This window comes from Pseudomonas sp. (assembly GCF_030684895.1).
GTDB lineage: Bacteria > Pseudomonadota > Gammaproteobacteria > Pseudomonadales > Pseudomonadaceae > Aquipseudomonas.
The window spans coordinates 41969-68046 of the sequence record NZ_JAUXXP010000058.1 but is presented as its reverse complement, the minus strand read 5'-3'; the positions used below and the strand labels follow the sequence as shown (position 1 = coordinate 68046).

Genomic DNA, 26078 nt, shown 5'->3' with positions numbered 1-26078 from the left:
TGGGGACAGCATATGGCCCGCAGGCGTCATCAAGAAGAACATGAAAACCACGAACGTTGGCTGGTCTCCTATGCCGACTTCATCACCTTGCTGTTCGCGTTCTTTGTGGTCATGTATTCGATTTCCTCGATCAACGAAGGCAAGTACAAGATTCTTTCCGACAGCCTGACCGGGGTGTTCAATCAGCCTGATCGGGCGATCAAGCCGATTCCTGTCGGCGAGGAGCGACCGCGCACCACTGAGCCGGATCGTTCGCTGGTGGATGAGGAAAGCGCGCAGTCATCCGCCGATAATCTGCAGAGCATTGCCAGCAGCGTGCGTGAGGCTTTTGGCGACTTAATTCAGTCCGAGCAGCTCAAGGTCAGTGGTAATGAGTTGTGGATCGAGATCGAACTCAGTTCCAGTCTGCTGTTTACCAGCGGTGATGCCATTCCCAACAATGCGGCGTTCGACATTATCGAAAAAGTAGCCAAGATTCTGGCGCCCTACGAGAATCCGATTCACGTGGAAGGCTTTACCGACAACCTGCCGATTCAGACGGCGCAGTTCCCGACCAACTGGGAACTGTCGACTGCGCGGGCCGCGAGTATCGTGCGTATGCTGACTATGGATGGGGTCAACCCCAGTCGTCTGGCGGCAGTGGGGTATGGCGAGTTCCAGCCCGTGGCGGATAACGCCACTGCCGAGGGGCGTGGACGCAATCGGCGGGTGGTGTTGGTAATTTCGCGCAATCTAGATGTGCGCCGTAGCGTGAGTGGTGTTGGCAGCGCCAATGCCAAGCCCGATGCGGCGTTGCAACGGGCTGGCACGCAACCTGCACCAGCCCCGGCAGCGCCGGCCCCGCAAGCGGGTGCCGTCAATCCCCCGTCGCCGGCCCCATAAGGGTGGCCCCGTTCTCGGTCAGGCTATCGCTGTACCGGGAGGATGATAACGATGAGAGTCTGGGCAGTAGCCAATCAAAAAGGTGGAGTCGGCAAGACCACCACATCCATCGCTCTGGCAGGCCTGTTGGCTGATGCCGGCAAGCGTGTGGTGATCGTCGATCTCGATCCCCATGGGTCGATGACCAGCTATTTCGGGCACGACCCGGACAGCCTGGAACACAGCAGTTTCGACCTGTTTCAGCACAAGGGCAGCGTGCCGCGTGGCTTGCCGCAGCAATTGCTGTTACCTACTAGCAATGAGCGTATCTCCCTGTTGCCGTCGAGTACTGCGCTGGCCACGCTGGAGCGCCAGTCGCCTGGACAGAGTGGCCTGGGCCTGGTGATTGCCAAGAGCCTGGCGCAGCTCTGGCAGGATTTCGACCATGCGGTGATCGACAGTCCGCCCTTGCTTGGCGTGCTGATGGTCAACGCCTTGGCCGCCAGTCAGCAACTGGTGATTCCGGTGCAGACCGAGTTCCTGGCTGTCAAAGGCCTGGAGCGGATGGTCAACACCCTGGCGATGATCAATCGTTCGCGTCAGCAGGCGTTGCCGTACACCATCGTGCCGACCCTGTTCGACCGGCGTACCCAGGCCTCCATGGGCACGTTGCGGGTATTGCGTAATACGTATCCTGAGCACCTGTGGCCGGCCTACATTCCAGTCGACACGCGCCTACGTGATGCCAGCCGAGCTGGGCTTACACCGTCAACGTTCGACAACAATAGCCGTGGGGTAATCGCCTACCGGGCGCTGCTCAAGCACCTGCTGTCGCAGCAGATTGCCGCACAGGTCGCCTGAGATGAGCGGCTATGCTGAAGATATAGGCTCAAGTCTGCCGCTAGCGCGGCCGATAGTCTGTACAGATCGTTATTGTGGGTTGTATTCATGAGTCGTCCCCTAGCCACCGCTACACGTCCACAACTGGCCTTGCAGTCCTATCTGGACGGCTTGCTGCAGGATGCTGCGAGTGAGTTGGAGTTGGCCGACAGCATCACTCTGGACGAGTTTGAAGCGGCGGTGCTGGAGGAGCAGGTGCGCGATGCCCGCAGCATGCCGCAGGTACAAGCCGTGACGGCCAAGCCTGTGGTCGAGCTGGCGCCGCGGCCGTTGGTGCTGCCGACCATCGAGATGCCCGCGCCGGAAATTGAAGTCCGCGTCGAGCCGCCCCCAAAGGTGGTTGAGGCTGCTGTGGCGGTTGAGGCTGTGCAGCCTACTCCGCAGGTGCTGGTGGTGCCTGAGCCAGTGCTTGAAGGCCGCCCTGACTGGGCTCAAGGGCCGTTCGAGTGCCTGCTGTTTGATGTTGCTGGGTTGACCTTGGCGGTGCCGCTGGTGTGCCTGGGCTCGATTTATCCACTGGAAGGCCAGGAGCTCACGCCATTATTTGGCCAGCCAGACTGGTTTCTCGGCATACTGCCGTGCCAGGGCGGCAACCTGAAGGTGCTGGATACCGCGCGCTGGGTGATGCCGGATCGTTATCGCGATGATTTTCGCGAAGGTTTGCAGTATGTGATTTCCGTTCAGGGTTACGAATGGGGGCTTGCGGTGCATCAGGTCAGCCGCTCGATTCGTCTCGACCCCAACGAGGTCAAATGGCGCAGCCAGCGCACGCAGCGCCCGTGGCTGGCCGGTACGGTAATCGAACATATGTGCGCCTTGCTGGATGTCGCATCCCTGGCGGAATTGATTGCCAGTGGTGCGGCCAAGCGCATGGCCGCCAGCCAGATACATTGAATAACAGCCGGGCTGTGCGATGTGCGCAGCTTTGCATCTATAGTAATCACAGCGGGGTATACACCCGCGATTGCCGCCGCGAGCGGTTCATGACGAGGCTAGGGACATGAAGAAAAGTTCTGCACAAGGTTCTGATGATCCGATTCTGCAGTGGGTAACGTTCCGCCTGGACAACGAGACCTATGGCATCAATGTGATGCAGGTTCAGGAAGTCTTGCGCTATACCGAGATTGCCCCTGTGCCGGGTGCTCCGAGCTATGTGCTGGGCATCATCAACCTGCGCGGCAACGTGGTGACCGTGATCGACACGCGTCAGCGTTTTGGCTTGGACTCCACTGAGGTGACCGATAACACTCGTATTGTGATTATCGAAGCTGACAAGCAAGTGGTTGGCATTTTGGTCGACAGCGTGGCTGAGGTGGTTTACCTGCGCCAATCGGAAGTGGAAACCGCGCCGAACGTTGGCAACGACGAATCTGCCAAGTTTATCCAGGGCGTGTGCAACAAGAACGGCGAGCTGCTGATTCTGGTCGAGCTGGACAAGATGATGAGCGAAGAAGAGTGGTCCGATCTGGAGAGCATCTAAGCCATGCTCGACGCGCTGCTGATCGCGCTGGCCCTGGTCTGTCTGGGGCTGATAGGCGCATGCGTCTGGCTGACCCGGCAGCTGCGCGACAGCATAAAACTGCAAGGCGAGCGTGATGCGGTGCGTGACCGGCGGCTCAAGGAGCTTAGCCGGCGGCTGGATGCCTACCTGACCGGTAGCGTGCAGATGGGCGAGGAGTTGCATGAGTTGCGCCGGGTGGTTGCGCCGTTACCGGACAAGCTCAATCAGATCGAGCAGCGTGACCCCAGCAGCCTGTCGTTTACCCAGGCTGCGCGCCTGGCCGGCATGGGCGCCAGTGTGGATGACCTGACCCAGTCTTGCGGCCTGAGCAAGGCCGAGGCTGAGTTGGTGAGCAAGATGCAGCAGGCCAAACTGCAGCGTTCCTGATTTTCCCAATCCTCAAACAACACTCAATGTGCCGGCCCTTCCAATAGGCGCAGCGGCGGTGTGATATCGCTATCACGCTCACTGCCAGCCGGCGCTTTACCCTTCAGGTACCAGGCAAAGGCGATGATTTCCGCGATACAGCGATACAGCTGCTCGGGAATCACGTCGCCCAGCTCCAGCCGCGCCAACAGGCGCACCAGTTCGGCATTTTCGTAGATCGGCACTTCGTATTCACGGGCGATGGCGAGAATGGCTTCGGCCAGCTCGTCATCGCCTTTGGCGCTGAGCACGGGCGCATTCTGGCCGTCGTAGGTGAGGGCGATGGCTTGACGTGGCGCGCTCTTCTTCATGCGGTTTCATCCACCCAGCGTTGTTCCAGGGTCGTGCGTGGGCCGCGTGGCGGCGTGCCCTGGCTGCAGGCCAATTCGCCAACCTGCACACCGGCGGCGTTCAGGCGCTGGCGTAGGTTGTCCAGTTCCGCATCGATCAGGCTGACGGTGCTGCTGCGTTCGGCCCATAGCTGGCTCGAAAGGCGACCGTGGGCCAGTTGCGCCTGCACTTGTAGGGGCCCCAGCGGATCAAGGTCGAAGGCCAACTCGACTTTCCACAGGGTTTCCTTTTTCTCGGGCTTGCCTTGCGGGTTACTTTCATCGCGCTGGATTTTTACCTGCAGTGGCACTAGCTCCTGTTGGTTGCGCATGGGCAGCTCCAGTTGCCAGGTGGTCAACAGGTTGCCGTCCGGGCCGACCTGACTCTGCGCCAGGCTGGAGAGCTGGTGGGTCTGCAGGCGTGAGATGGCTGCAGCGGCGAGCTTCAGCAGGGTTTCCAGATCGGCTTCACCTTCCATCGCCTGCAGCAGGCGTGAGGGCAGGGGGAAGTTCAACGCTTGCTGGCGGCTGGTGGCTTTGCCCAGGCTGCCGAGCAGGTCGCGGGCCAGTGCTGGCATCGCCTGGGCCAGGGCTGAGCCGGCATTGGCCGCGGCCAGTGGTGTGCCGGCTGACAGGTTGGGCAGCAATTGGGTGATCAGGCGCAGCAGGTTGGCTTTCAGGTCGCTTGGCAGCGCCTGGCCCTGGCCACCGAGCAATTTGCTTTCCAGCAGGATGCCGCTGTTTTCCAGGGCAGTGGCCAGGCCTTTGGCGGTGCTCAATTGAGCGGCGTCGGGCAGGGCGCCGAAGAGTTTATCGATGCTGGTGCGCAGGCCTTCACTCATCTCGGCATTGCCGCGCAGCCCTTGCAGAGCGCTAAACAAGCCCTCCAGGGAGCCTTGGCGGTTGCTTTGGCTGCCCAGTTGCTGGCTCAGCGCGAGCTGATCCAGGCGGCCGCTTAGCGGCAAGAAGTTCAACGCCTGGCTGCCTTGTACCTGAGCGCTGAGCAGGCTGCCCAAAGGGAGTGCCAAGGGGGTTTCCAGAGACAGCTTGCTGCCAGCCAGCGGCGTGTTGAGCAGGCTGACCAGCACCTTGTAGATCACTTGCTGCGAGCGGGTTTGCAGCAGTTGCTCGCGCGCCACCACCTTGCCCTGTAGCAGGGTGCCAACCGGTAACTGATCAAGGTCCAGGCTAGTCAGGGGTTTTTCACCGCCCATCAGTACGGACAGGGCCAGGCGAGTTTCCGACAGGGCGGTTACGGCCAGGGATGTGCCCTGGGCAAGCGGGCGCGGGCTACTGGCTTCCAGGGTGGTCTGGCTGCCGTTATTCAGGGTCAGCTTGAGCAGTATCTGAAAGCTCTGCGCCACTTCCTTGAGGGCAATGACTTCGGCCTTGGCGGTTTCACCGCTGGCCAGCAGGCCTTGCATGGGCTGCAGCAGTTTCACCGCCAGATCAGCCGCTACGGCGTTGGGGCGAGTGCTGGGGGGCGTTGGCGCAATAGGCCGCGGGCTGCTGATTTCGCTCATTGGCGGGTTACACCCTGTCGAAAATGCCCACTGCGGGAGGCGAGGTTGGGCATGTATAATCGCGCCCCGTCTGGTTCGGCTGCGCATTCCACTTGCGTCACAGTATAGCGGCCAAGACTCTGCCGACTTGAACAGCTTTTGCCATCCATCTTAGGTACCGATGCCTTGACCAGTCCTCTTCTCGAAGCCGTGGCGCTCGCCTGTGAGCGAGACTGGCGCATGCTCTTCGAGCGGCTGGAGCTGCGTCTGGTTCCTGGTGAGATGCTGCAGGTGGCTGGCCCCAACGGCAGTGGCAAGACCAGTCTGCTGCGCTTGTTGGCCGGGTTGATGCAACCGACTGCCGGTGAGATTCGCCTGAACGGCCGACCGTTGGCGGCGCAGCGCGCTGAGCTGGCGCGCAATCTGTTGTGGATCGGCCATGCCGCGGGCATCAAAGGCTTGCTCACTGCCGAGGAGAATCTCGCCTGGCTCTGCGCCCTGCATCAGCCCGCCGAGCGCGAGGCCATCTGGCAGGCGCTGGCAGCGGTGGGGCTGCGTGGATTTGAAGATGTGCCTTGCCACACGCTGTCCGCTGGGCAGCAGCGCCGTGTCGCGCTGGCGCGTCTGTACCTGCCTGGGCCACCGCTGTGGGTGCTGGATGAGCCATTTACCGCGCTGGATAAAGCGGCGGTTGCGCAGTTGGAGAACCATCTGACCGCGCATTGTCAGCAGGGCGGCCTGGTGGTGCTGACCACGCACCATGAATTGACGGTCAAGCCGGCCGGCTACCGCGAGCTTGATCTGGGGCAGCGTCCGTTATGAGCAATGTCTTTAGCCTATTGCTGGCCCGTGAGGCGCGTCTGTTGTTTCGTCGTCCGGCCGAGCTGGCCAACCCACTGGTGTTTTTTGCCATTGTGATTGCCCTGTTCCCGCTGGCGGTGGGGCCACAGACGCAGTTGTTACAAAGCCTTTCGCCTGGGCTGGTGTGGGTAGCGGCCCTATTGGCCGTGCTGCTCTCGCTGGACGGGCTGTTTCGCAGTGATTTTGAGGATGGCTCGCTGGAGCAGTGGGTCCTTTCGCCGCACCCCCTGGCTCTTCTGGTTCTGGCCAAGGTACTGGCACACTGGCTGTTCTCCGGCCTGGCGCTGGTACTGTTGGCGCCATTGCTGGCGCTAATGCTCGGTTTGCCGGGGCGCTGCCTGCCGGTGCTGCTGATCTCCCTGCTACTCGGCACGCCAGTGCTGAGCCTGTTGGGCGCGGTCGGCGCGGCGCTGACCGTGGGCCTCAAGCGCGGCGGCCTGCTGCTCGCGCTGCTGATTTTGCCGTTGTACATCCCGGTGCTGATTCTCGGCAGCGGTGCGTTACAAGCCAGCCTGCAAGGACTGCCGGCGGTCGGCCACCTGTTGTGGTTGGCCAGCCTCACCGCACTGGCGGTGACCTTGACACCTTTTGCCATCGCCGCTGGTCTGACGATCAGTGTCGCTGAGTAGACAATAAGCCTGAATGGCCGGTTGAACCGGGTGCCTGCCTGCACCCTGATCAGCCCTAGCACTGATGAGTAACCTGATGAACTGGACGTGGTTTCACAAGCTCGGCTCGCCCAAGTGGTTCTATGAAATCAGCCGCCGCTGGCTGCCCTGGTTAGCCCTGGCCGCTGCCTTGCTGCTGGTGGTTGGCCTGGTTTGGGGGCTGGCCTTTGCGCCGCCGGATTACCAGCAGGGCAATAGCTTTCGCATCATCTATATCCATGTGCCGGCAGCCTTTCTCGCTCAGTCGATCTACGTGATGCTGGCGGTGGCCGGCATAGTCGGCCTGGTGTGGAAGATGAAACTGGCTGACGTCGCTCTGCAGCAGGCGGCGCCCATCGGTGCCTGGATGACCGTGATTGCGCTGATAACGGGTGCCGTGTGGGGCAAGCCGACCTGGGGTACCTACTGGGTCTGGGATGCACGCCTGACCTCGATGCTGATTCTGCTGTTCCTGTATTTCGGTGTAATTGCCCTGGGCAATGCCATCACCAACCGCGACAGCGCGGCCAAGGCCTGTGCGGTGCTGGCGATTGTTGGCGTGGTGAATATCCCGATCATCAAATACTCGGTGGAGTGGTGGAATACCCTGCACCAGCCCGCCACCTTCAGCGTGGTGTCCAAACCGGCCATGCCGTTCGAGATGTGGATGCCGTTGCTGATCATGGTGCTGGGGTTCTACTGCTTCTTTGGCGCGGTGCTGCTGCTGCGCATGCGCCTGGAAGTGCTCAAACGTGAGGCGCGCAGCAGTTGGGCCAAAGCCGAGGTCAAGGCGCTGGTGGAGAAAGGCCAATGAGTTTCGCCAGCTTTAGCGAGTTTCTCGCCATGGGCACCCACGGGCCTTATGTCTGGTCCTGTTATGCCATCAGCCTGGCCGTGCTGGGGCTGAATGTGGCGCTGCCAATCCTGGCGCGTCGCCGTTTTCTGCAAGACGAGGCGCGTCGTTTGCGCCGGGAGGAGTCGAAGTGAACCCCGTGCGTAAAAAACGCCTGTATATCGTCCTGGCCATCATTGCCGGTGTCGGCATTGCCGTGGCCCTGGCCCTCAGTGCGCTGCAGCAGAATATCAACCTGTTCTACACCCCCACGCAGATCGCCAACGGCGAAGCCCCACAGGACACCCGTATCCGCGCGGGTGGCCTGGTCGAAGAGGGCTCGGTGACGCGCTCAAGCGATTCGCTGGAAACCGACTTTGTCGTCACCGACGGCGCCAAGAGCGTGACCATTCGCTTTACCGGCATCCTCCCGGACCTGTTCCGCGAAGGGCAGGGCATCGTCGCCATGGGCAAGCTCGACGCCAATGGTGTGCTGATCGCCGATGAGGTGCTGGCCAAACACGATGAGAACTATATGCCGCCGGAAGTCATGCAGGCCCTGGAGCAGAGCGGTATGCAGCAGAAACACGACGCGGCCAAAGCGGCCAAGCAGGCGTCCCCATCGGAGTACGCACAATGATCCCCGAACTTGGCCATCTGGCGATGATTCTTGCGCTGTGCATGGCGCTGGTGCAGGCAACACTGCCGCTGATCGGTGCCTGGCGTGGTGATCGGCAATGGATGAGCCTGGCCCAGCCTGCCGCCTGGGGGCAGTTCAGCTTTATGCTGTTTGCCTTTATCTGCCTGACCTACGCCTTTATGGTCGACGATTTCAGCGTCGCCTACGTGGCCAACAACTCCAACAGCGCACTGCCCTGGTACTACAAATTCAGCGCTGTGTGGGGTGCCCACGAAGGTTCGCTGCTGCTCTGGGGCCTGATCCTCGCGGGCTGGACCTTTGCCGTATCGATCTTCTCGCGCCAACTGCCGGAAGAGATGCTCGCCCGCGTGCTGGCGGTGATGGGCATTATCAGCATCGGTTTTCTGCTGTTTTTGATCATCACCTCCAACCCGTTCGAGCGCCTGCTGTTCAATACCCCGGTTGATGGCCGCGACCTCAATCCGCTGCTGCAGGACTTCGGCCTGATCATCCATCCGCCGATGCTCTATATGGGCTATGTCGGCTTTTCTGTGGCCTTCGCTTTTGCCATTGCCGCCTTGCTCGGCGGTAAGCTGGACGCTGCCTGGGCGCGCTGGTCGCGGCCGTGGACCATCGTCGCCTGGGCCTTCCTTGGTATCGGTATCGCCCTGGGCTCCTGGTGGGCCTACTACGAACTTGGCTGGGGCGGCTGGTGGTTCTGGGACCCGGTGGAAAACGCTTCCTTTATGCCCTGGCTGGTCGGCACTGCGCTGATCCACACCCTGGCCGTGACGGAAAAACGCGGCGGGTACAAAATCTGGACCGTGCTGCTGGCGATTGCCGCATTCTCCCTCAGCCTGTTGGGGACTTTCCTGGTGCGCTCTGGCGTGCTGACTTCGGTGCATGCCTTCGCCAGCGACCCTGAGCGCGGCGTGTTTATCCTGGCCTTCCTGTTGTTGGTGGTGGGCAGCTCCTTGGCGCTGTTCGCCGTGCGTGCGCCGGTGGTCAAGAGCCAGGTCGGCTTTGCTCTGTGGTCGCGGGAAACCCTGCTGCTGGTCAATAACCTGATTCTGGTGGTGGCCGCGGCGATGATTCTGCTCGGTACCCTCTACCCGCTGGTGCTGGACGCCATGACCGGGGCCAAGCTGTCGGTCGGCCCGCCGTACTTCAACGCCTTGTTTGTGCCGCTGATGGGCCTGCTGATGGCGATGATCGCGGTCGGCGTGCTGGTGCGCTGGAAAGACACGCCGCTGCAGTGGCTGCTGAGCATGCTCGCCCCGGTGCTGATTGGCAGCGTGGTGTTGGCAGTGATCGCCACCTTCCTGGTCGGCGACTTCAACTGGGCGGTGCTCGGCGTGTGCCTGCTGTCTGCCTGGGTGGTACTGGCCGGGCTGCGCGACATCGTCGAAAAAAACCGCCACAAGGGCTTTTTCCGTGGTCTTCCGAGCCTGACCCGCAGCTACTGGGGCATGCAGACCGCGCACCTGGGCATGGCGGTATGCGCCCTGGGCGTGGTGCTGACCAGCATGGGCAGCTTCGAGCGCGATATGCGTATGGCGCCGGGTGAGTCGGTGGATATTGGTGGCTATCAGTTTATCTTCGAGGGCGCCGAGCACTTCGAGGGGCCGAACTTTACCTCCGACAAAGGCACGGTGCGCATCCTCGAAGACGGCAAGCAGATTGCCGTGCTACACCCGGAGAAGCGTCTGTATACCGTGCAGCAGTCGGTGATGACCGAGGCCGGTATCGATGCCGGGATCACCCGCGACCTGTTCGTCGCCCTCGGTGAGCCACTGGAAGATGGCGCCTGGGCAGTGCGCGTGCATATCAAACCCTTCGTGCGCTGGATCTGGTTCGGCGCGTTGCTGATGGGCTTCGGTGGCTTTCTGGCTGCCAGTGATAAGCGCTACCGCATGAAGGTGCGCACCCGCGTGCGTGATGCACTGGGCATGGCAGGGGCGCAGGCATGAAGCGTTTACTGCTGCTGTTACCGCTGTTGGTCTTTCTTGGCGTGGCGGTGTTTCTCTATCGTGGGCTGTTCCTCGATCCTACCGAGTTGCCTTCGGCGCTGATCGGCAAACCGTTGCCGGCGTTCTCCCTGCCATCGGTGCAGGACGGTAAGACGCTCACCGAGGCCGACCTCAAGGGCAAGCCGGCGCTGGTCAACGTCTGGGCCACCTGGTGTGTGGCTTGCCGCGTTGAGCACCCGGTGCTGAACAAGCTGGCCAAGCTGGGCGTGACCATTTATGGGGTCAACTACAAGGATGACAACGGCGCCGCGCAGAAGTGGTTAGTGGAATTCCATGACCCCTATCAGCTGAACATTAACGATGCGCGCGGCACTCTGGGTCTGGACCTGGGGGTATACGGCGCGCCAGAGACCTTCCTGATCGACAAGGCCGGCATCATCCGGCACAAGTTTGTCGGGGTGATCGATGAGCGCGTCTGGCGCGAACAGCTGGCGCCGCTGTATCAGGAGTTGGTCGATGAGGTGCAGCCATGACAAGTCGCATGAGAGCTACTGCGCTCGGCCATGCTGCGTTGAAAGCAGGCTCGGAATGCTCATTTACAACCCGTAAACTCCGCTTCCTCGCCTGCTTTCGCCTTGCCTATCCTTCGCTCGCTACGCTCTCAAGCGGCTTGTTCAAGCGCTTGCTGGTTGCTGCGGTATTGGGCCTGGCCTTGCTTGGCACTGCCCAAGCAGCCATCGACACCTACGAGTTTGCCACTGAGGCCGAGCGCCAGCGCTACCGTAATCTGGTGGAAGAGCTGCGCTGCCCCAAGTGCCAGAACCAGAACATTGCCGACTCCGATGCGCCGATTGCCATGGACCTGCGTGCGCAGATCTTCCGCATGCTGGAGGAAGGCCAGAGCAATGAGCAGATCATTGATTTTCTGGTCAGCCGCTATGGCGATTTCGTCCTCTACAAACCGCCGGTAACGCCGCGCACTGTGCTGCTGTGGTATGGCCCGGGCGGTTTGCTGGTCGGTGGTTTCGTCCTGCTTGGGGGCATTCTGTTGCGTCGTCGCCGCAAGCCGGGTGCCGTCGCCAGTGGCCTGACTGCTGATGAACAGCAGCGTCTGGCTGCTCTGCTTAATCAAACGCCTGTGGATAAGAAAGACTGATGATTGAATTCTGGTTATGTGCCGGCCTGCTGTTGCTGACGGCCCTGGCGTTTCTGCTGATCCCGGTGCTGCGTGCGCGCAAGGTGCAGGCCGAAGAAGACCGTACCGCCCTTAACGTGACCCTGTATCAGGAACGTTTGCTGGATCTGCAAGGCCAGCACGACGCGGGTGCGCTGAATGCCGAGCAATTGGCCAATGGCCGTGATGAGGCAGCCCGCGAGCTGCTCGCCGATACCGAAGGCGCGCAGGCGCAGCGGACCCAGCGCACGTTGGGCAGCAAGATTCCGCTGATTGCTGCACTGCTGATGCCGCTGCTGGGCTATGGCCTGTATCAGCAGTGGGGCGCCATCGATGATGTCGAGCGCGCGCACGCTTTTGCCCAGCAGCCGAAGACCATCGAGGAAATGACTGCACGCCTGGAAGCGGCGGTGAAGAACGATCCCAAGTCCGCCGAAAGCTGGTACTTCCTCGGCCGTACCTATATGGCTCAGGAGCGTGCCACTGACGCTGCCGTGGCCTTCGAGCGCGCTATCGACGTAGCCGGACGTGAGCCGGAGCTGCTCGGGCAGTGGGCGCAGGCGCTGTATTTTTCCGGCGACAAACAATGGACTGAACAACTGCAGGCGCTCACCGATGAAGCACTGAAAGCCGACCCGGCGGAAGTCACCAGCCTCGGCCTGCTCGGTATTGCCGCCTATGAAGCCGGGCAGTTCCAGCAGGCGATTGAGCGCTGGCAACAGCTGGTGGCAGTGCTGCCGGCGGAAGACCCTTCGCGTATGGCGATTCAGGGCGGTATTGATCGCGCCCGTGAGCAGCTTGGCGCGCCTGCGGCCGATGCTGCGCCTGCAACCAATCAGGGCCTGACCGTACGGGTCGCATTGGCCACCGAACTGCAGGCCAAGGTGCAGCCGGGCGATGCGGTATTTATCTTTGCCCGCGCCGTCTCCGGGCCGCCGATGCCGCTGGCGGTCAAGCGCCTCACCGTGGCGGATTTGCCGGCCAAAGTCAGCCTGTCGGACAGCGATGCGATGATGCCGCAGCTGAAGATCTCCGGCTTCGAGCAGGTGCAACTGGTCGCGCGGATTTCGCGCAGCGGCAACGCCACGGCCGGCGAGTGGATTGGCAGCAGCCAGCCGCTGGCCAGCAAGACCACCGAGCTGCAGCAACTACTGATCGACAGCGCCGACAGCAAAGCACCATGAGGCCGTTACTGCGTGGTGCGCTGCTGGTTGGCCTGCTGGGGCTCGGTGCCTGCGTGCAGGCCCCGCTTGCCACGGCGCCGGTTACCAGCCCGAGTGGCAGCAGCAACCATCCACGCTTTGCCCCACCACCTGGGGTGGACAGCCAGTGGAATGGGCAATTAGGGGTGTATGTGGTCGGTGGCGCGCCTCACCTGTACTACCGCGAGCGCACCTATTACCGCTGGAATTCTGGTTGGAGCTGGGCCAGTAACCCGCAGGGTCCCTGGTTGCCGACCGACAGCAGCGGCGTGCCGCCCGGCCTGAATCGTCGCTACGCGCAGTAAGCAGTTTTTAGTGCGCGGGGCAGGGCGTCGCTGGGCGGCGCTCGATATCAGGCTCAAAATCTTCGATCAAGCGGCAGATGGCCTGACCATCGGGGGCGCATTCGCCCTTGTCGGCCCAGTCGTCGAAGGCGTTCTGCATCACCAGCGCCAGGCGCTGGCACTCCTCGATATGCGCCTGTAGCGCCGCCAGGCGCTCACTCAGCAGGTCGCGCACTTCAGAGCAGGGGGCGTGGCCGTTATCGGCGCTGGCGAGTATTTGCTGGCTGTCTTTCAGGCTAAAGCCCAAACGGCGCGCGCGGGCGATAAAGCGCAGGCGTTGCAGATCGACGCTGGAATACGTCTGATAGCCGTTATCCGGGTTGCGCGTGGGCCGGAGCAGGCCAAGATCGGTGTAGTGGCGCACGGTCTCACTGCTGACTGCGGCGGCTTTGGCCAGTTGGGCTACGCGCATAGATAAAGACTCCGGAAAAGACAAAGGCCGCGCCAGGTTAAAACCTGGGGGCGGCCCTTGGGTCAAGCTCGCAGGTTTATTCGGCGATCTGCAGCTTGCGCGCCTCGTGGTAGAAGAAGCGAATTTTCTCGTACTCGAACGGTGAGTTGAGCTGGCCGTAACGGAAGTTCACCGTGGAGCGCTGGTCGACCACTTCCAGCAGGGTGATTTCCGGGTGGCTAACGCTGGCTTCGGCGACATTCAGCCAGTTGACCTGGCTTTTCGCCGCAAAATCCGCCACCAGACCGCCGGTATCACGCACGTTCGACGGCCCCAGCAGCGGCAGGATCAGGTAAGGCCCGGCCGGTGTGCCGTAATAGCCGAGGGTTTGGCCGAAGTCTTCGCGCTGCTTGGACAGGCCCATGCGCGTGGCCGGGTCCCACAGACCGGCGACCCCCAGGGTGGTGTTGAGCAGCAGGCGCCCGGTTGTCTGCATGGCGCGCTTGCCCTTGAGCTGCAGCGCGCTGTTGAGCAGGCTGGGCACATCACCCAGGTTGCTGAAGAAGTTGCTGACGCCGGTTTGCACCAGGTTGGGGGTGATATAGCGGTAGCCGTCGACAATCGGCAAGAACACCCACTCATCGAAGCGGTAGTTGAAGTGATAGACGCGGCGGTTCCACGACTCCAGCGGGTCATAGACTTGCAGCGCGCTGAGGGTCGAGCGCTCGAACTCGCGCTGATCCAGCCCCGGGTTGAACTGCAGGTGCTGCAACGGCTGCTTGAAACCGTCGTCATCAACGGCGTGCTGGGCATGCGCCAGGCTGCTACCGAGCAACAGGGCGAAAAACACGGCAAGGGAAATGGGCTTAGCCACGGAAGAACTCCAGCATGGCGTCGCTATTGACGCGGTAGTTGAGGTTGCCGCAATGGCCACCCAGCGGGTAAACGGTCAGGCGATCACCCAGAGTGCGGCGCAAAAAGCCCAGGTCACCGGGGCCGAGGATGACATCATCGGCGTTGTGCATAACGGCGATCTTGCTGCTGTTTTTCAGGTAATCGGCCACGCCATATAGGCTGACCTGATCGATCAGCTGCGCAATGCTGCCGCCGTCTGTGCGTGCGCGCCACATGGGAATCAACTGTTCGGTCAGGTAGCAGTCGAAATCGCACTGCAGGGCGCGCCTGAAGAACGGCGTAAGGCTGGTGCCTTCGCTGATTGGGTAGTTGATTGGGGTGATCAGGCCACGGCGGTTGATCAGGTCCGAGGTAAAGGCGATATCGGCGGAAGAGAAGCGGAACGCCGCGCCGATCAACATGGCCATCTGCTCGTCGCTGAGCTGTTCGCCGGAGTTCTGGAAGTCATAGAGCAGGGCGTCGTTGATATCGACGTAGCCCTTGTTCTGGAAGTAGCGGGTCAGCTTGCCCAGTACCAGCTCATAGAAGGTGGTGCTGTTGTCGATGCCCTCAACCTTGGTTTGCACCATGCGGTCGAGGTTGGTGATTGAGGTGTAGAGGTTGACCGGCGGGTTGAGTAGCAGCACGCGCTTGAAGTTGAAGCTGCGCCGGGTTTCATCCAGCTCGCTGACAAAGGCCGCCTGCAGCGCGCCCAGGCTGTAGCCGGTGAGGTGGTATTCGCTGACTTTCAGGCGCGGATGCTGCGCACGCACGGCTTGCATGGCGCGGTACAGGTCGTCGGCGTCTTCGCGGGTAATGCCGGGCGTGGCAAAGCGCGAGGCTGAGGTCATAAAGTCATAACTGGTCGGCGACGACAGTTGCACCACGTGATAACCGGCGCCGTAGAACAGCTTCTTCAGGTATTCCGGGGTACTGCTGGCGTAATGCGCGCCCGTGCCGGCGATGATAAAGATCAGCGGCGCTTCACCGGACTGTTTGGCCAGGCGGTAGCGCATCTTGGTGACCGGCCAGAAGTTGTCCGGTAGCTCAAACTCGCGCTCAGGGCGCAATTTGATCTGGTAGTCACTCTGGTTGATGTCGGCGTCGGCCGGAAGCGTAGGGCGCAGCTCCGGCGGCGTAGTCGCCAGGGTGGCTTCGAATGCATTGCTGATGGGGTAGCCATAACTGCTGGCATCAATATCGGCCGCGCTGACGGGTGCAATCAGGGCTAGGCAACTGAGAAGGGCAAGCAGACGAGGGACATGCGACATGGCGAAATCTCTGAGAGCTAGGACTGATGCTGCTGGAGCGGGTCAGATGCGGAACGATTTGACCACATAAGTCAGGTTAAGTGCCGTTTAGTTATAGACCTGCAGTTTTTCAAGCAAAAGTGCCATGTGGTGTATGAGCTGACTTAGGGCAGCACCTGCAGTTGCTCGACCCAGATCAGCTCGCAGGCACCGTCGCCGGTGTCTTCGCGGCTGAGTGAGCTGACCCAGCGATAGCCATCGTCACCGTCGATTCGTACCAGTTGCCCGCTCAGGCGAATCTGCTGACCTGCTTTGAGCCCGGCCAGGGTGCTGGCTACTTCAGGGGTGGCAGGTATCAGGTGCATATTGGCGCTGTGGATCTCTATCTGCCGGCGCTCGATCGGCAGTTGTTCGGCGCGCCAGAAATACCAGCGGTTGCGTTGGCTGATGCTGATATGGCGCAGCACCTCGGGATCAGCCATCGGCCCCCAGCCGAGCGCCAGGTCGGTCGGCGAGAGTTTGGCGCCGCGGTCGAGGTAGTAGTCTTCACGGCCGAGAATACGTGCTTCGAGTTGGAAGCTCTCCAACCTGCTGACCGTGTGCTCCGCCACGCGCCAGCTGCCGCTGGACAGCGGCGTAGTGGGCGGCAGGCCGCTGGGCGCGGGCAACAGTATGACCCACAGCATCCAGAGGCCGAGCAGGCTTGCGGCGATCAGTATCAGGCGACGTATCAGCATGGCTGGATTCTAGCTGGGGAGGCTGCAAGGGGCGATCACTGGAGGGTGTTATCCGTGACGCGGTGGCTTATCCTGCGCAGCCTGTTTATCTGCCTGAGTTGCCCATGTCCCGTTATCTACCTCTGACTGCTCTGCTGAGCGCTGCAGCCCTGTGTCTGGCGCTGAGCTTTGCGCTGCGTTACCAGCTGATGGAAGGCGCGCAATGGGTCGGCCTGTGTGTCGACGCCCCGCAGCAGTTGGCCTGCCAGGTGCGTGCGAGCCTTGGTTGGTTGATCCACTTCCGCATCTTGGCCTGGGCTGCGCTGATTATTGCTGTGCTGGCTTTTGTGCTGCCGGGTGCCTGGGGCAAGCGCCTGGCGGTGCCGGCACTGTTGCTCGGCCTGCCGGCGCTGGTGCTGTACAGCGCCAGCCTCGCGGTATTTGCCGTGGTGCTGGCACTGCTGCGCTGGGTGCGCGCGCCGCAAACCGCCTGATCAGGTGGTTTGCGCGTTAACCCGCAGGCTGCGCCACAGCGCCGCCACCAGTAGCACGCAGGTCAGCGCCCAACCCAGGGCCTGCCAGTTGCTCAGGGTTTCCTGGTACAGCTGCGGCGCAATACAGGCGCCGATCAGCAGGGCGAGCAGGGCGACCTCACGGCGGTAGCCGCCCACCGGACGGCACAGGTAAACCAGTGCTGGCAGCAATAGCGCGGCGCTGGGGAAGCTGCGGTAGCGTGCGTCCACCACCAGCGCGAGCATCATCACCGCCCCGGCAAAGCCGCTTAGCGCCAGCCACAGTGCGCCCTTGCTGTGCAGCATGTTGAACGCGCGTGCGCGCCAGCCATTGCGGCTGCTGAGTAACAACGCGGCATGGCTCAACACCAGCAGATTCAACACAATCAGCACACCGGCCCAGAGCCATTCGCCGAGATAGCGGCTGGTGATCAGCGTCAACTCTGCAAACAGACCGATACAACCGGCGCCCAGCGCCGCCAGCAGCGGCAACAGCAGCGCGGCACGGGGCGAGTGCGGGCGGCCGGCCAGCAGCAGGGTGGCCGCTGCAATGACCAAGCTGAAGCTCAGCCAGGTCGGCCAGTGCGGCAGGTTGGATACGGCGCCGGCGAGGATCGACTTGTCCTGGCGATCAGCGTCATACAGGCCCCAGTAACCGCCCACGGCGCCTTCGCTGACGCGCTTCCATGGCTGATCAAACGCCTCGATCAGGTTGTAGCGCCAGCCGTTCTGCTCGGCCATGGCGACAAAGCCACGGATAAACTTGGCCTGGTTGACCAGGCTTGGCACTGCTGTTTCACGCTGGCGGCCTTCGCTGGGCCAGCCGGTTTCGCCAATCAGGATGTCTTTAGGCGCGTAAGCGTTGGCAAAGGTCTGGCGCACCTCGGCGACTTCATGCAGCGCGCTTTCGATGCCGGCGGGGTTGTCTTCCCAGTAGGGCAGCAGGTGGATGGTGATGAAGTCGACTACCGGGGCGACTTCCGGGTGCTTGAGCCAGAACTCCCAGACATCGGCATAGGTCACCGGCTGCTTGATCTGCGCCTTGACCTGCTCAATCAACGCCACCAGTTGCTGCGGGGTGACTTCTTTGCGCAGCAGCGCCTCGTTACCAACGATCACCGCTTGCACCACATCCGGGTGGGCGTTGGCGATTTTCACCAAACCGGCAATCTCAACCGCGGTGTCGGCCGGGTTACGGCTAACCCAGGCGCCGACGATCAGTTTCAGGCCATGTTTGCGCGCCATGTTTGGCAGCTCTTCCAGACCGGTCACCGAGTAGGTGCGCAGGCACTCGAAGCGTTCGGCGAGCAGCGCGAGGTCGGCGTCCATGCGCTCGGGGCGCAGCTGCATCGGTTGATCGAAGGGCGACTGGTCTTTGTCGAACGGCGTGTATGAAGCGCACTGCAGCTTGTGCGTGGGCGTTGCGGCATCTGCCAGTTCGACCGGTTGGCCAATACCAAACCACAGGCCGAAAAGCGCCAGCAGGCCAAGCAGGCAGGCAAATAGGTAAGGCGCAGCAGGGAAGCGAGAAGTAGCAGGCATGATCGGGCGCGTATGGTTGGCTGAGCCGCGCATAGTAGCGGATTGGCTCGGCACCGCGCGGGCTGTTTCTACGTCCTACGCAACTGGCCTCAAGTCTTATGCCTGGTGATGCAGCCAGGCATGCTTGGCGCGCGCGGCGGCAGTTGTCGAGCGACCTTCGATGCGCCGCCAGACTTTCTCATGGAAATAGAAACCCACCGAGTTGCACAGCGGTTCGATAGCCGCCACCAGGCCGCTCGCCGCAATACTGCCGGTCAACGCGTAAGTGACGCCGAAGGCGATGCAGAAGTGCATCAGGGTGAAGGTTACAGTCTTGAGCATGACGCACCTCGAGTGAGAATTATTCTTTATTGAGGTGCAGCCTAGTGGTGAAAGTGTGATTGGTGAAATGTTTGGATTGAATGGATCTAATAGTTTTTGGTGATTTTTTTTCGCGATGCTCGCCCAGTTGATGGGCAATAAAAAACCCGCACTAGGCGGGTTTTTACTTTCAAGCAGGCTTGAAAGGGTGGTGCATGTGGCTTTCTGGCCCATGAGTAATCGGTTAAACACCAACTGCTCTATCAACTGAGCCAACGACCAAAAATGGTCGGGGTAGGGGGATTCGAACTCCCGACATCCTGCTCCCAAAGCAGGCGCGCTACCGGACTGCGCTATACCCCGATGTACTACTGGCTCCGCGACCTGGACTCGAACCAGGGACCCAATGATTAACAGTCATTTGCTCTACCGACTGAGCTATCGCGGAACAATGGCGCGTATCCTACTGATTAGAAAGGGGAAGTCAATACCTGATCGACTTCCCCTGTGATTCAGAGAACCGCCGCAATCGCCTGAGTAACGGCAGGCAGGTTGCGCTGGTTCAGCGCGGCGACGCAGATGCGTCCGGTGCTGACGGCGTAGATGCCGAACTCGGTTTTCAGGCGCTCGACCTGCTCGGCGGTCAGGCCCGAGTAGGAGAACATGCCGCGCTGCTGGGCGACGAAGCCGAAATCGCGTTTGCAATTGAGCGCCGCCAGCTGCTCGACCATGGCCATGCGCATGCCGCGAATACGCTCGCGCATGCCGGCCAGTTCTTCTTCCCACAGGGCGCGCAGTTCAGGGCTGTTCAGCACGCTGGCCACCACGGTGGCGCCGTGGGTTGGCGGGTTGGAGTAGTTGGTGCGGATCACGCGCTTGGCTTGCGACAGCACGCGGCCGGCCTCTTCCTGGCTGCCAGTGACGATCGACAGCGCGCCGACGCGCTCGCCGTACAGCGAGAAGGATTTGGAGAACGAGCTGGAGACGAAGAACGGGATGCCGGAGGCGGCGAACAGGCGCACGGCAAAGGCGTCCTGCTCGATACCGTCGCCAAAGCCCTGGTAGGCGATGTCGAGGAAGGGCACGTGCTCGCGTTCGCGCAGCACGTCCAGTACGGCTTTCCAGTCGTCCAGCGACAGGTCGACGCCAGTTGGGTTGTGGCAGCAGGCGTGCAGCACGACAACCGAGCGCGCTGGCAGGTTCTTCAGGTCTTCGAGCATGCCGGCGCGGTTGATGCCGTGGCTGGCTGCGTCGTAATAGCGGTAGTTGTGCACCGCGAAGCCGGCGGACTCGAACAGCGCGCGGTGGTTTTCCCAGCTCGGGTCGCTGATCGCCACCACGGTGTTGGGCAGCAGGCGCTTGAGAAAGTCGGCGCCGGTTTTCAGTGCGCCCGTGCCGCCCACGGCCTGAGTGGTGATTACCCGGCCAGCGGCAATCAGCTCGGAGTCGGCGCCCAGCAACAGTTTCTGCACGGCGCTGTCATAGGCGGCAATGCCTTCAATCGGCAGGTAACCACGCGGGGCGTGGGCTTCAATGCGGGCTTTCTCGGCTTCGGCTACGGCGCGCAGCAATGGGATGCGGCCTTCCTCGTTGTAGTAAACGCCCACGCCCAAGTTGACCTTGGTCGCACGGGTATCGGCGTTGAATGCTTCATTGAGGCCCAGGATGGGATCGCGCGGAGCCATTTCGACGGCAGAGAACAGACTCATGGATGCGGCAGCTCTGAAGAGGAGAAGTTGAGTGTCGGGCAACACCCGGCTAGGGGTTGCGTAAGTGGGCCGGTAGTATACCGACGCATAACCTGTGCTGCGACAGCAGGCACACGCTTTTCACCGGTTTTGACGTAGGCTTTCAGGCCGCGTCACAGCCGCTTGTCGAGGTCCGTCATGTCCGAGTTTCAATTGGTCACCCGTTTCCAGCCGGCCGGCGATCAGCCCGAGGCCATTCGGCAGATGGTCGAAGGCCTGGAAGCGGGCCTTTCACACCAGACATTGCTCGGCGTGACGGGCTCGGGCAAGACCTTTTCCATCGCCAACGTGATCGCGCAGATCCAGCGTCCGACCCTGGTGCTGGCACCAAACAAGACCCTGGCCGCGCAGCTGTATGGGGAGTTCAAGAGCTTCTTCCCCAATAATGCGGTGGAGTATTTCGTTTCCTACTACGACTACTACCAGCCGGAAGCCTATGTGCCGTCCTCGGATACCTTTATCGAGAAGGACGCCTCGATCAACGACCATATCGAGCAGATGCGCCTGTCGGCGACCAAGGCGCTGCTGGAGCGGCCGGACGCAATCATCGTCACCACCGTGTCGTGCATCTACGGTCTGGGCAGCCCCGAGTCCTACCTGAAGATGGTGCTGCACGTCGATCGCGGCGACAAAATGGATCAGCGCGCCTTGCTGCGCCGCCTGGCCGACCTGCAATACACCCGCAACGACATGGATTTCGCCCGCGCCACCTTCCGCGTACGCGGCGATGTGATCGATATCTTCCCGGCGGAATCGGACTTGGAGGCCATCCGCATCGAGCTGTTTGACGATGAAGTGGAAAGCATTTCGGCCTTCGACCCGCTGACCGGTGAGGTGATCCGCAAGCTGCCGCGTTTTACCTTCTACCCCAAGAGCCACTACGTCACCCCGCGCGAGGTGCTGTTGGAGGCGGTGGAGAAGATCAAGGTCGAGCTGGCTGAGCGTTTGGATTACCTGCGCAGTAATAACAAGCTGGTGGAAGCCCAGCGTCTGGAGCAGCGCACCCGTTTCGACTTGGAGATGATTATCGAGCTGGGTTACTGCAACGGCATCGAAAACTACTCGCGTTACTTGTCTGGGCGCGGCCCCGGCGAGCCGCCACCGACGCTGTACGACTACCTGCCGGACCAGGCGCTGCTGGTGATCGACGAGTCTCACGTCTCCGTGCCGCAGGTCGGCGCGATGTACAAGGGCGACCGCTCGCGCAAGGAAACCCTGGTCGAATACGGTTTCCGCCTGCCTTCGGCGCTGGATAACCGGCCGATGCGTTTCGAGGAGTGGGAGGCGGCCAGCCCGCAGACCATCTTCGTTTCTGCCACGCCCGGTAACTACGAAGCTGAGCATGCTGGGCGAGTGATCGAGCAGCTGGTGCGACCGACTGGCCTAGTCGACCCGCAGATCGAAGTGCGCCCAGCGCTGACCCAGGTCGACGACCTGCTCTCGGAAATCAAGAAGCGCGTGGCGCTGGAGGAGCGGGTGCTGGTCACCACGCTGACCAAACGGATGGCCGAGGACCTGACTGACTACCTGGCCGATCACGGCGCCAGGGTGCGCTACCTGCACTCGGACATCGATACGGTGGAGCGGGTCGAGATCATTCGCGACCTGCGCATCGGCGCCTTCGATGTGTTGGTGGGCATCAACCTGCTGCGCGAAGGCTTGGACATGCCGGAGGTGTCGCTGGTGGCGATTCTCGATGCCGACAAAGAAGGCTTTCTGCGCAGCGAGCGCTCGCTGATCCAGACCATCGGCCGCGCCGCACGTAACCTCAACGGCCGGGCAATCCTCTATGCCGACCGCATGACCGGCTCTATGGAGCGCGCCATCGGCGAAACCGAACGGCGCCGAAACAAGCAGATCGCCTTCAACTTGGCCAATGGCATCACCCCCAAGGGCGTGTTCAAGGATGTGCAGGACATTCTCGAGGGCGCCACCGTGCCGGGATCACGCAGCAAGAAGCGCAAAGGTATGGCTCAGGCTGCGGAGGAAAGTGCGCGCTACGAGAACGAACTGCGCTCACCGAGCGAAATCACCAAGCGCATCCGGCAGTTGGAAGAGAAGATGTACGCCCTGGCCCGCGATCTGGAGTTCGAGGCCGCGGCGCAACTGCGTGATGAGATTCAGAAACTGCGTGATCGACTGCTGCAGGTTTGATTAGGTAAATGTGGGAGGGGCATCGCGTATGAGGGGCTTTAGCCGCGACAGGGGGACTACTTGTTCGCGGCTAAAGCGGAGTGCCGCCCAGCCCCTTCCACAGGTTTGCGCTTAACGTCGGCCGAAGATAATCAACACCACGCCGCCCAGAGTAATGCCGCAGGCCAGCATGGCCATCAGGCTGAGGCGTTCACCCAGCAGCAGGTAGCCCAGTAGCAGTGCCACCACCGGGTTGACGAAAGCGAAGGTCGATACCAGGCTCGGCCGCACTTCGCGCAGCAGCCAGAAATACGCCGGATACACGCCGAGGCTGACCGGTAGCACCAGGTAGGCCAGCCACAGCCAGGCATTAGCGCTCATCGCGCGCAGGTCGAGTGCTTGCCAGTCGCCGTGCCACAGGCCGAACAGTGCCAGCAGCAATGCACCGATCAACATCTGCAGGCTCAGCCCCAGCCAGCTGGAGCGAAACGGTGGGCGCTGACGCATCAGCCAGGCGCCGCCGGCCCAGAGCAGGGTGGCGAACACCACCAGCAGGCCGGCGAACCACTGTTCGATAGAGGCGCTGTGATCCAGGCCGTTGTTCATCAGCAGCACAATCCCGCTGCAGGCCAGCGCCAGCCCACACATCACCCATAGTGGCGGTCGCTCGCCGAGCAGCCATTCCAGCGCCACGCTCCACAGCGGCAGGGTGGTGTAGAGCATCGCCAGCATGCCGGTCGGCAAATACTGGTTGGCGTAGATCAGCGCGCCCTGGCCGACCGCAATCAGCGCCAGGCTGCCGATCAGCACGCCGCCCCAGTCGCTGCGCTGCATGCGCAGTTGGCCGCTGAGCACCACCCAGGCCAGGGCGAGCAGGCCGGCAATCGAGAAGCGCAGGCTGCCGATGACGAACGGCGGCAGCTCCAGCAGGAGGAAGTGGTTGGCCAGGTAGGTGGTGCCCCAGCCGATATAAATAGTGGCAAAGGCGACGATCAGCAGCAGGCTGCGGGTGCGTGATGGGGTAGGCATGGCGATCTGAGTTGACGAGGGCAGGGCGGGCGCCTGGAAAAAGCGGCAAGGCCCGCAGTAGAGGGCGTCAGTCTAAGCGGGCTGGCGTTGTTGTCCAGCCTGCTACGCACTACAAGACAAAGCGTTGACCCGCTGCGGGCGCTGACGCAGCTGAAATAACCGCGCTGGCTGGAGCCGGCGGCGGCCAGCCTGTTAATATCGCGGGCTTGAAAGATTGCCCGTTGCACATTCTCTGAGAGCCGCCATGACCACCGTTCGTACCCGTATCGCGCCGTCGCCCACTGGTGATCCGCACGTAGGCACTGCCTATATCGCCCTGTTCAACCTGTGCTTTGCCCGTCAGCACGGTGGCGAATTTATCCTGCGTATCGAAGATACCGATCAAGTGCGCTCGACCCGCGAGTCGGAACAACAGATTTACGATGCCCTGCGCTGGCTGGGTATCGAGTGGAGCGAAGGCCCGGACGTCGGCGGCCCGCACGGCCCGTATCGGCAGAGCGAGCGCGGGCATATCTACCAGAAATACAGTGCCGAGCTGGTGGAGAAGGGTCATGCCTTCCACTGCTTCTGCAGTGCCGAGCGCCTGGACAAGCTGCGCGCCGAGCAGATGGAAGCCAAGCAGACGCCGCGTTATGACGGCCACTGCATGCACCTCTCTGCTGAAGAGGTGCAACAGCGCCTGGCTGCCGGCGAGCCGAATGTGGTGCGCATGAAGGTGCCGACTGAAGGCGTGTGCGTGGTACCGGATATGCTGCGCGGCGAAGTGGAGATCCCCTGGGATCGCATGGACATGCAGGTGCTGATGAAGACCGATGGTCTGCCGACCTACTTCCTGGCCAACGTGGTCGATGACCATCTGATGGGCATCACCCACGTGCTGCGCGGCGAAGAATGGCTGCCGTCGGCGCCCAAGTTGATTCTGCTCTACGAGTACTTCGGCTGGGACAAGCCGCAGCTGTGCTACATGCCGCTGCTGCGCAACCCGGACAAGAGCAAGCTGTCCAAGCGCAAAAATCCGACTTCGATCACCTTCTACGAGCGCATGGGCTTCCTGCCGCAGGCCATGCTCAATTACCTCGGCCGTATGGGCTGGTCGATGCCGGACGAGCGCGAGAAGTTCAGCCTCGACGAGATGGTTGAGCACTTCGATATCAACCGAGTTTCCCTCGGTGGACCGATCTTCGATCTGGAGAAACTGTCCTGGCTCAACGGTCAGTGGATGCGCGAGCTGAGCGTCGAAGAGTTCGCCGCCGGTGCGCAGAAATGGGCGTTCAACAGCAACTACCTGATGCAGATTGCGCCGCACGTGCAGGGGCGGGTGGAAACCTTTAGCCAGATCGCGCCATTGGCCAGCTTCTTCTTCGCCGGCGGGGTAGCTCCGGATGCCGCGTTGTTCGAGCACAAGAAACTCTCGGCCGAGCAGGTGCGTCAGCTGATGCAGTTGATTCTGTGGAAGCTCGAAGCGCTGCGTCAGTGGGAAAAGGACCAGATCACCGGCTGCATCCAGGCGGTGGTCGAGCACCTGGAGCTGAAACTGCGCGACGCCATGCCGCTGATGTTTGCCGCTGTCACCGGGCAGGCCAGCTCGGTGTCGGTGCTGGATGCCATGGAAATTCTCGGCCCGGACCTGACGCGCTTCCGTCTGCGTCAGGCCATCGAACTGCTCGGCGGCGTGTCGAAGAAAGAAAACAAAGAGTGGGAGAAGCTGCTGGCAGCTATTGCCTAAGCAGCTGAATGCCCCGTCCGGCCGTCGTTTTGGCGTGCCGGGATGGGGTAAGTGGTTGTTCTGTCAGCATAAAGAATGCTGGTGCCGGTAAAAATTTTGTTGACAGGTGTGGGGCGTGCTCTTAACATGCGCCCCGTCCTTGAGATGGGGCTATAGCTCAGCTGGGAGAGCGCTTGCATGGCATGCAAGAGGTCAACGGTTCGATCCCGTTTAGCTCCACCATCTTCAAAGCCGCAAGGCTTGCCACAATCAGCTCTTGTAGCTGGTTGGTTGTAGAAGGGTTACGTCCCCTTCGTCTAGTGGCCTAGGACACCGCCCTTTCACGGCGGTAACAGGGGTTCGAGTCCCCTAGGGGACGCCAGTTTCAAAAAGCAGTGCTAGTTTGGGCTGTGAGCCGAGAGGCGATAAATCCGGGGGTATAGCTCAGCTGGGAGAGCGCTTGCATGGCATGCAAGAGGTCAACGGTTCGATCCCGTTTATCTCCACCAATTTTGCAGTAGTAGCAACTGCCACGGGGCCAGCGTAAAGCTGGCCTTGTTCTTCGAAGGTTTTGTCCCCTTCGTCTAGTGGCCTAGGACACCGCCCTTTCACGGCGGTAACAGGGGTTCGAGTCCCCTAGGGGACGCCATTTTTGCCCGCTCTGCGGGA

The 26078-nt window shown here is 61.6% G+C and carries 28 protein-coding genes and 6 tRNA genes; 22 read left to right on the top strand and 12 right to left on the bottom strand.

Annotated elements, in window-relative coordinates; genetic code table 11:
* Positions 1–12: 12 nt before the first annotated feature.
* The 5 genes from motD to Q8M42_RS13050 all read left to right on the top strand — a co-directional run bounded on the left by motD (position 13) and on the right by Q8M42_RS13050 (position 3649).
* The gene (gene motD, locus Q8M42_RS13070) at positions 13–882 is read left to right on the top strand and encodes a flagellar motor protein MotD (RefSeq protein WP_304864318.1); all 870 of its coding nucleotides are present in this window, start codon (positions 13–15) and stop codon (positions 880–882) included.
* A gap of 51 nt (positions 883–933) precedes the next feature.
* On the top strand, positions 934–1722 hold the full coding sequence (locus Q8M42_RS13065; protein ID WP_304864316.1) for a ParA family protein: 789 nt from the start codon (positions 934–936) through the stop codon (positions 1720–1722).
* 87 nt (positions 1723–1809) lie between these two features.
* The gene (locus Q8M42_RS13060) at positions 1810–2655 is read left to right on the top strand and encodes a CheW domain-containing protein (RefSeq protein ID WP_304864313.1); all 846 of its coding nucleotides are present in this window, start codon (positions 1810–1812) and stop codon (positions 2653–2655) included.
* A 106-nt stretch (positions 2656–2761) separates the two neighbouring features.
* On the top strand, positions 2762–3241 hold the full coding sequence (locus Q8M42_RS13055) for a chemotaxis protein CheW (RefSeq protein WP_090252131.1): 480 nt from the start codon (positions 2762–2764) through the stop codon (positions 3239–3241).
* 3 nt (positions 3242–3244) lie between these two features.
* Entirely contained in the window at positions 3245–3649 is a 405-nt protein-coding gene (locus Q8M42_RS13050; protein WP_275963059.1) for a DUF2802 domain-containing protein, read from the top strand.
* A 23-nt stretch (positions 3650–3672) separates the two neighbouring features.
* Here Q8M42_RS13050 and Q8M42_RS13045 read toward each other — a convergent pair whose 3' ends face one another.
* Entirely contained in the window at positions 3673–3999 is a 327-nt protein-coding gene (locus tag Q8M42_RS13045; protein WP_304864310.1) for an EscU/YscU/HrcU family type III secretion system export apparatus switch protein, read from the bottom strand.
* Positions 3996–5540 (bottom strand): flagellar hook-length control protein FliK, encoded by a 1545-nt coding sequence (locus tag Q8M42_RS13040; RefSeq protein ID WP_304864308.1) that lies wholly within the window; start codon positions 5538–5540, stop codon positions 3996–3998. Before Q8M42_RS13040 ends, Q8M42_RS13045 begins: the two co-directional genes overlap by 4 nt.
* Before the next feature lie 165 nt (positions 5541–5705).
* On the opposite strand from Q8M42_RS13040, the gene ccmA reads away from it, so the two are divergent.
* The 10 genes from ccmA to Q8M42_RS12990 all read left to right on the top strand — a co-directional run bounded on the left by ccmA (position 5706) and on the right by Q8M42_RS12990 (position 13150).
* On the top strand, positions 5706–6341 hold the full coding sequence (gene ccmA / locus Q8M42_RS13035; RefSeq protein WP_304864307.1) for a cytochrome c biogenesis heme-transporting ATPase CcmA: 636 nt from the start codon (positions 5706–5708) through the stop codon (positions 6339–6341).
* Complete coding sequence (ccmB, locus tag Q8M42_RS13030) at positions 6338–7009, top strand: heme exporter protein CcmB (RefSeq protein ID WP_090252142.1); 672 nt, start codon at positions 6338–6340, stop codon at positions 7007–7009. Before ccmA ends, ccmB begins: the two co-directional genes overlap by 4 nt.
* Before the next feature lie 73 nt (positions 7010–7082).
* A complete protein-coding gene (locus Q8M42_RS13025) occupies positions 7083–7841 on the top strand; it encodes a heme ABC transporter permease (RefSeq protein ID WP_304864488.1) in 759 nt (252 codons plus the stop codon).
* Positions 7838–8014 carry a heme exporter protein CcmD gene (gene ccmD, locus Q8M42_RS13020; RefSeq protein WP_304864305.1) on the top strand — a complete coding sequence of 59 codons (177 nt, stop codon included), beginning with the start codon at positions 7838–7840 and terminating at the stop codon, positions 8012–8014. The genes Q8M42_RS13025 and ccmD overlap by 4 nt, the downstream gene beginning before the upstream one ends.
* Positions 8011–8499 (top strand): cytochrome c maturation protein CcmE, encoded by a 489-nt coding sequence (ccmE, locus tag Q8M42_RS13015; RefSeq protein ID WP_304864303.1) that lies wholly within the window; start codon positions 8011–8013, stop codon positions 8497–8499. Before ccmD ends, ccmE begins: the two co-directional genes overlap by 4 nt.
* Positions 8496–10469, top strand: a complete 1974-nt coding sequence (locus tag Q8M42_RS13010) for a heme lyase CcmF/NrfE family subunit (protein ID WP_305284096.1) — start codon at positions 8496–8498, stop codon at positions 10467–10469. The genes ccmE and Q8M42_RS13010 overlap by 4 nt, the downstream gene beginning before the upstream one ends.
* The gene (locus tag Q8M42_RS13005; RefSeq protein WP_304864299.1) at positions 10466–11002 is read left to right on the top strand and encodes a DsbE family thiol:disulfide interchange protein; all 537 of its coding nucleotides are present in this window, start codon (positions 10466–10468) and stop codon (positions 11000–11002) included. Before Q8M42_RS13010 ends, Q8M42_RS13005 begins: the two co-directional genes overlap by 4 nt.
* A gap of 137 nt (positions 11003–11139) precedes the next feature.
* Positions 11140–11625 carry a cytochrome c-type biogenesis protein gene (locus Q8M42_RS13000; protein ID WP_304864298.1) on the top strand — a complete coding sequence of 162 codons (486 nt, stop codon included), beginning with the start codon at positions 11140–11142 and terminating at the stop codon, positions 11623–11625.
* Positions 11625–12827 (top strand): c-type cytochrome biogenesis protein CcmI, encoded by a 1203-nt coding sequence (gene ccmI / locus Q8M42_RS12995; RefSeq protein ID WP_304864296.1) that lies wholly within the window; start codon positions 11625–11627, stop codon positions 12825–12827. The genes Q8M42_RS13000 and ccmI overlap by 1 nt, the downstream gene beginning before the upstream one ends.
* Positions 12824–13150: a hypothetical protein gene (locus tag Q8M42_RS12990; RefSeq protein WP_304864294.1), complete on the top strand. Its 327-nt coding sequence runs from the start codon at positions 12824–12826 to the stop codon at positions 13148–13150. Before ccmI ends, Q8M42_RS12990 begins: the two co-directional genes overlap by 4 nt.
* A 7-nt stretch (positions 13151–13157) precedes the next feature.
* On the opposite strand, the gene Q8M42_RS12985 is transcribed toward Q8M42_RS12990, so the two are convergent.
* From Q8M42_RS12985 to Q8M42_RS12970, 4 genes are all read right to left on the bottom strand, one after another.
* Positions 13158–13601: a MerR family DNA-binding protein gene (locus tag Q8M42_RS12985; protein WP_304864292.1), complete on the bottom strand. Its 444-nt coding sequence runs from the start codon at positions 13599–13601 to the stop codon at positions 13158–13160.
* A 76-nt stretch (positions 13602–13677) separates the two neighbouring features.
* Positions 13678–14430: a VacJ family lipoprotein gene (locus tag Q8M42_RS12980; protein WP_304864485.1), complete on the bottom strand. Its 753-nt coding sequence runs from the start codon at positions 14428–14430 to the stop codon at positions 13678–13680.
* Between the two features lie 16 nt (positions 14431–14446).
* Positions 14447–15745 (bottom strand): serine/threonine protein kinase, encoded by a 1299-nt coding sequence (locus Q8M42_RS12975; RefSeq protein WP_304864290.1) that lies wholly within the window; start codon positions 15743–15745, stop codon positions 14447–14449.
* A gap of 143 nt (positions 15746–15888) precedes the next feature.
* Complete coding sequence (locus Q8M42_RS12970; RefSeq protein ID WP_304864288.1) at positions 15889–16461, bottom strand: hypothetical protein; 573 nt, start codon at positions 16459–16461, stop codon at positions 15889–15891.
* Positions 16462–16565: 104 nt separating this feature from the next.
* Here Q8M42_RS12970 and Q8M42_RS12965 point away from each other — a divergent pair, with 104 nt between their 5' ends.
* Positions 16566–16934, top strand: a complete 369-nt coding sequence (locus Q8M42_RS12965; RefSeq protein ID WP_304864286.1) for a hypothetical protein — start codon at positions 16566–16568, stop codon at positions 16932–16934.
* Here Q8M42_RS12965 and Q8M42_RS12960 read toward each other — a convergent pair whose 3' ends face one another.
* From Q8M42_RS12960 to Q8M42_RS12940, 5 genes are all read right to left on the bottom strand, one after another.
* Positions 16935–18494, bottom strand: a complete 1560-nt coding sequence (locus Q8M42_RS12960; protein WP_304864284.1) for a beta (1-6) glucans synthase — start codon at positions 18492–18494, stop codon at positions 16935–16937.
* 96 nt (positions 18495–18590) lie between these two features.
* On the bottom strand, positions 18591–18815 hold the full coding sequence (locus Q8M42_RS12955) for a DUF2061 domain-containing protein (protein ID WP_304864282.1): 225 nt from the start codon (positions 18813–18815) through the stop codon (positions 18591–18593).
* 265 nt (positions 18816–19080) lie between these two features.
* A tRNA-Pro gene (locus tag Q8M42_RS12950) sits at positions 19081–19157 on the bottom strand.
* A 9-nt stretch (positions 19158–19166) separates the two neighbouring features.
* Positions 19167–19242, bottom strand: a tRNA-Asn gene (locus Q8M42_RS12945).
* A 64-nt stretch (positions 19243–19306) separates the two neighbouring features.
* Positions 19307–20503, bottom strand: coding sequence for an amino acid aminotransferase (locus Q8M42_RS12940; RefSeq protein ID WP_304864281.1), 1197 nt, complete (start codon positions 20501–20503; stop codon positions 19307–19309).
* 177 nt (positions 20504–20680) lie between these two features.
* Here Q8M42_RS12940 and uvrB point away from each other — a divergent pair, with 177 nt between their 5' ends.
* Entirely contained in the window at positions 20681–22696 is a 2016-nt protein-coding gene (gene uvrB, locus Q8M42_RS12935) for an excinuclease ABC subunit UvrB (RefSeq protein WP_304864279.1), read from the top strand.
* A gap of 111 nt (positions 22697–22807) precedes the next feature.
* On the opposite strand, the gene Q8M42_RS12930 is transcribed toward uvrB, so the two are convergent.
* Positions 22808–23704 (bottom strand): EamA family transporter, encoded by an 897-nt coding sequence (locus tag Q8M42_RS12930; RefSeq protein ID WP_304864277.1) that lies wholly within the window; start codon positions 23702–23704, stop codon positions 22808–22810.
* 244 nt (positions 23705–23948) lie between these two features.
* On the opposite strand from Q8M42_RS12930, the gene gltX reads away from it, so the two are divergent.
* The 5 genes from gltX (at position 23949) to Q8M42_RS12905 (ending at position 26058) form a co-directional block, all read left to right on the top strand.
* Entirely contained in the window at positions 23949–25430 is a 1482-nt protein-coding gene (gene gltX / locus Q8M42_RS12925; protein ID WP_305284087.1) for a glutamate--tRNA ligase, read from the top strand.
* A 146-nt stretch (positions 25431–25576) separates the two neighbouring features.
* Positions 25577–25652, top strand: a tRNA-Ala gene (locus tag Q8M42_RS12920).
* Between the two features lie 63 nt (positions 25653–25715).
* Positions 25716–25791, top strand: a tRNA-Glu gene (locus tag Q8M42_RS12915).
* Positions 25792–25842: 51 nt separating this feature from the next.
* Positions 25843–25918, top strand: a tRNA-Ala gene (locus Q8M42_RS12910).
* 64 nt (positions 25919–25982) lie between these two features.
* Positions 25983–26058, top strand: a tRNA-Glu gene (locus Q8M42_RS12905).
* Positions 26059–26078 lie beyond the last annotated feature (20 nt).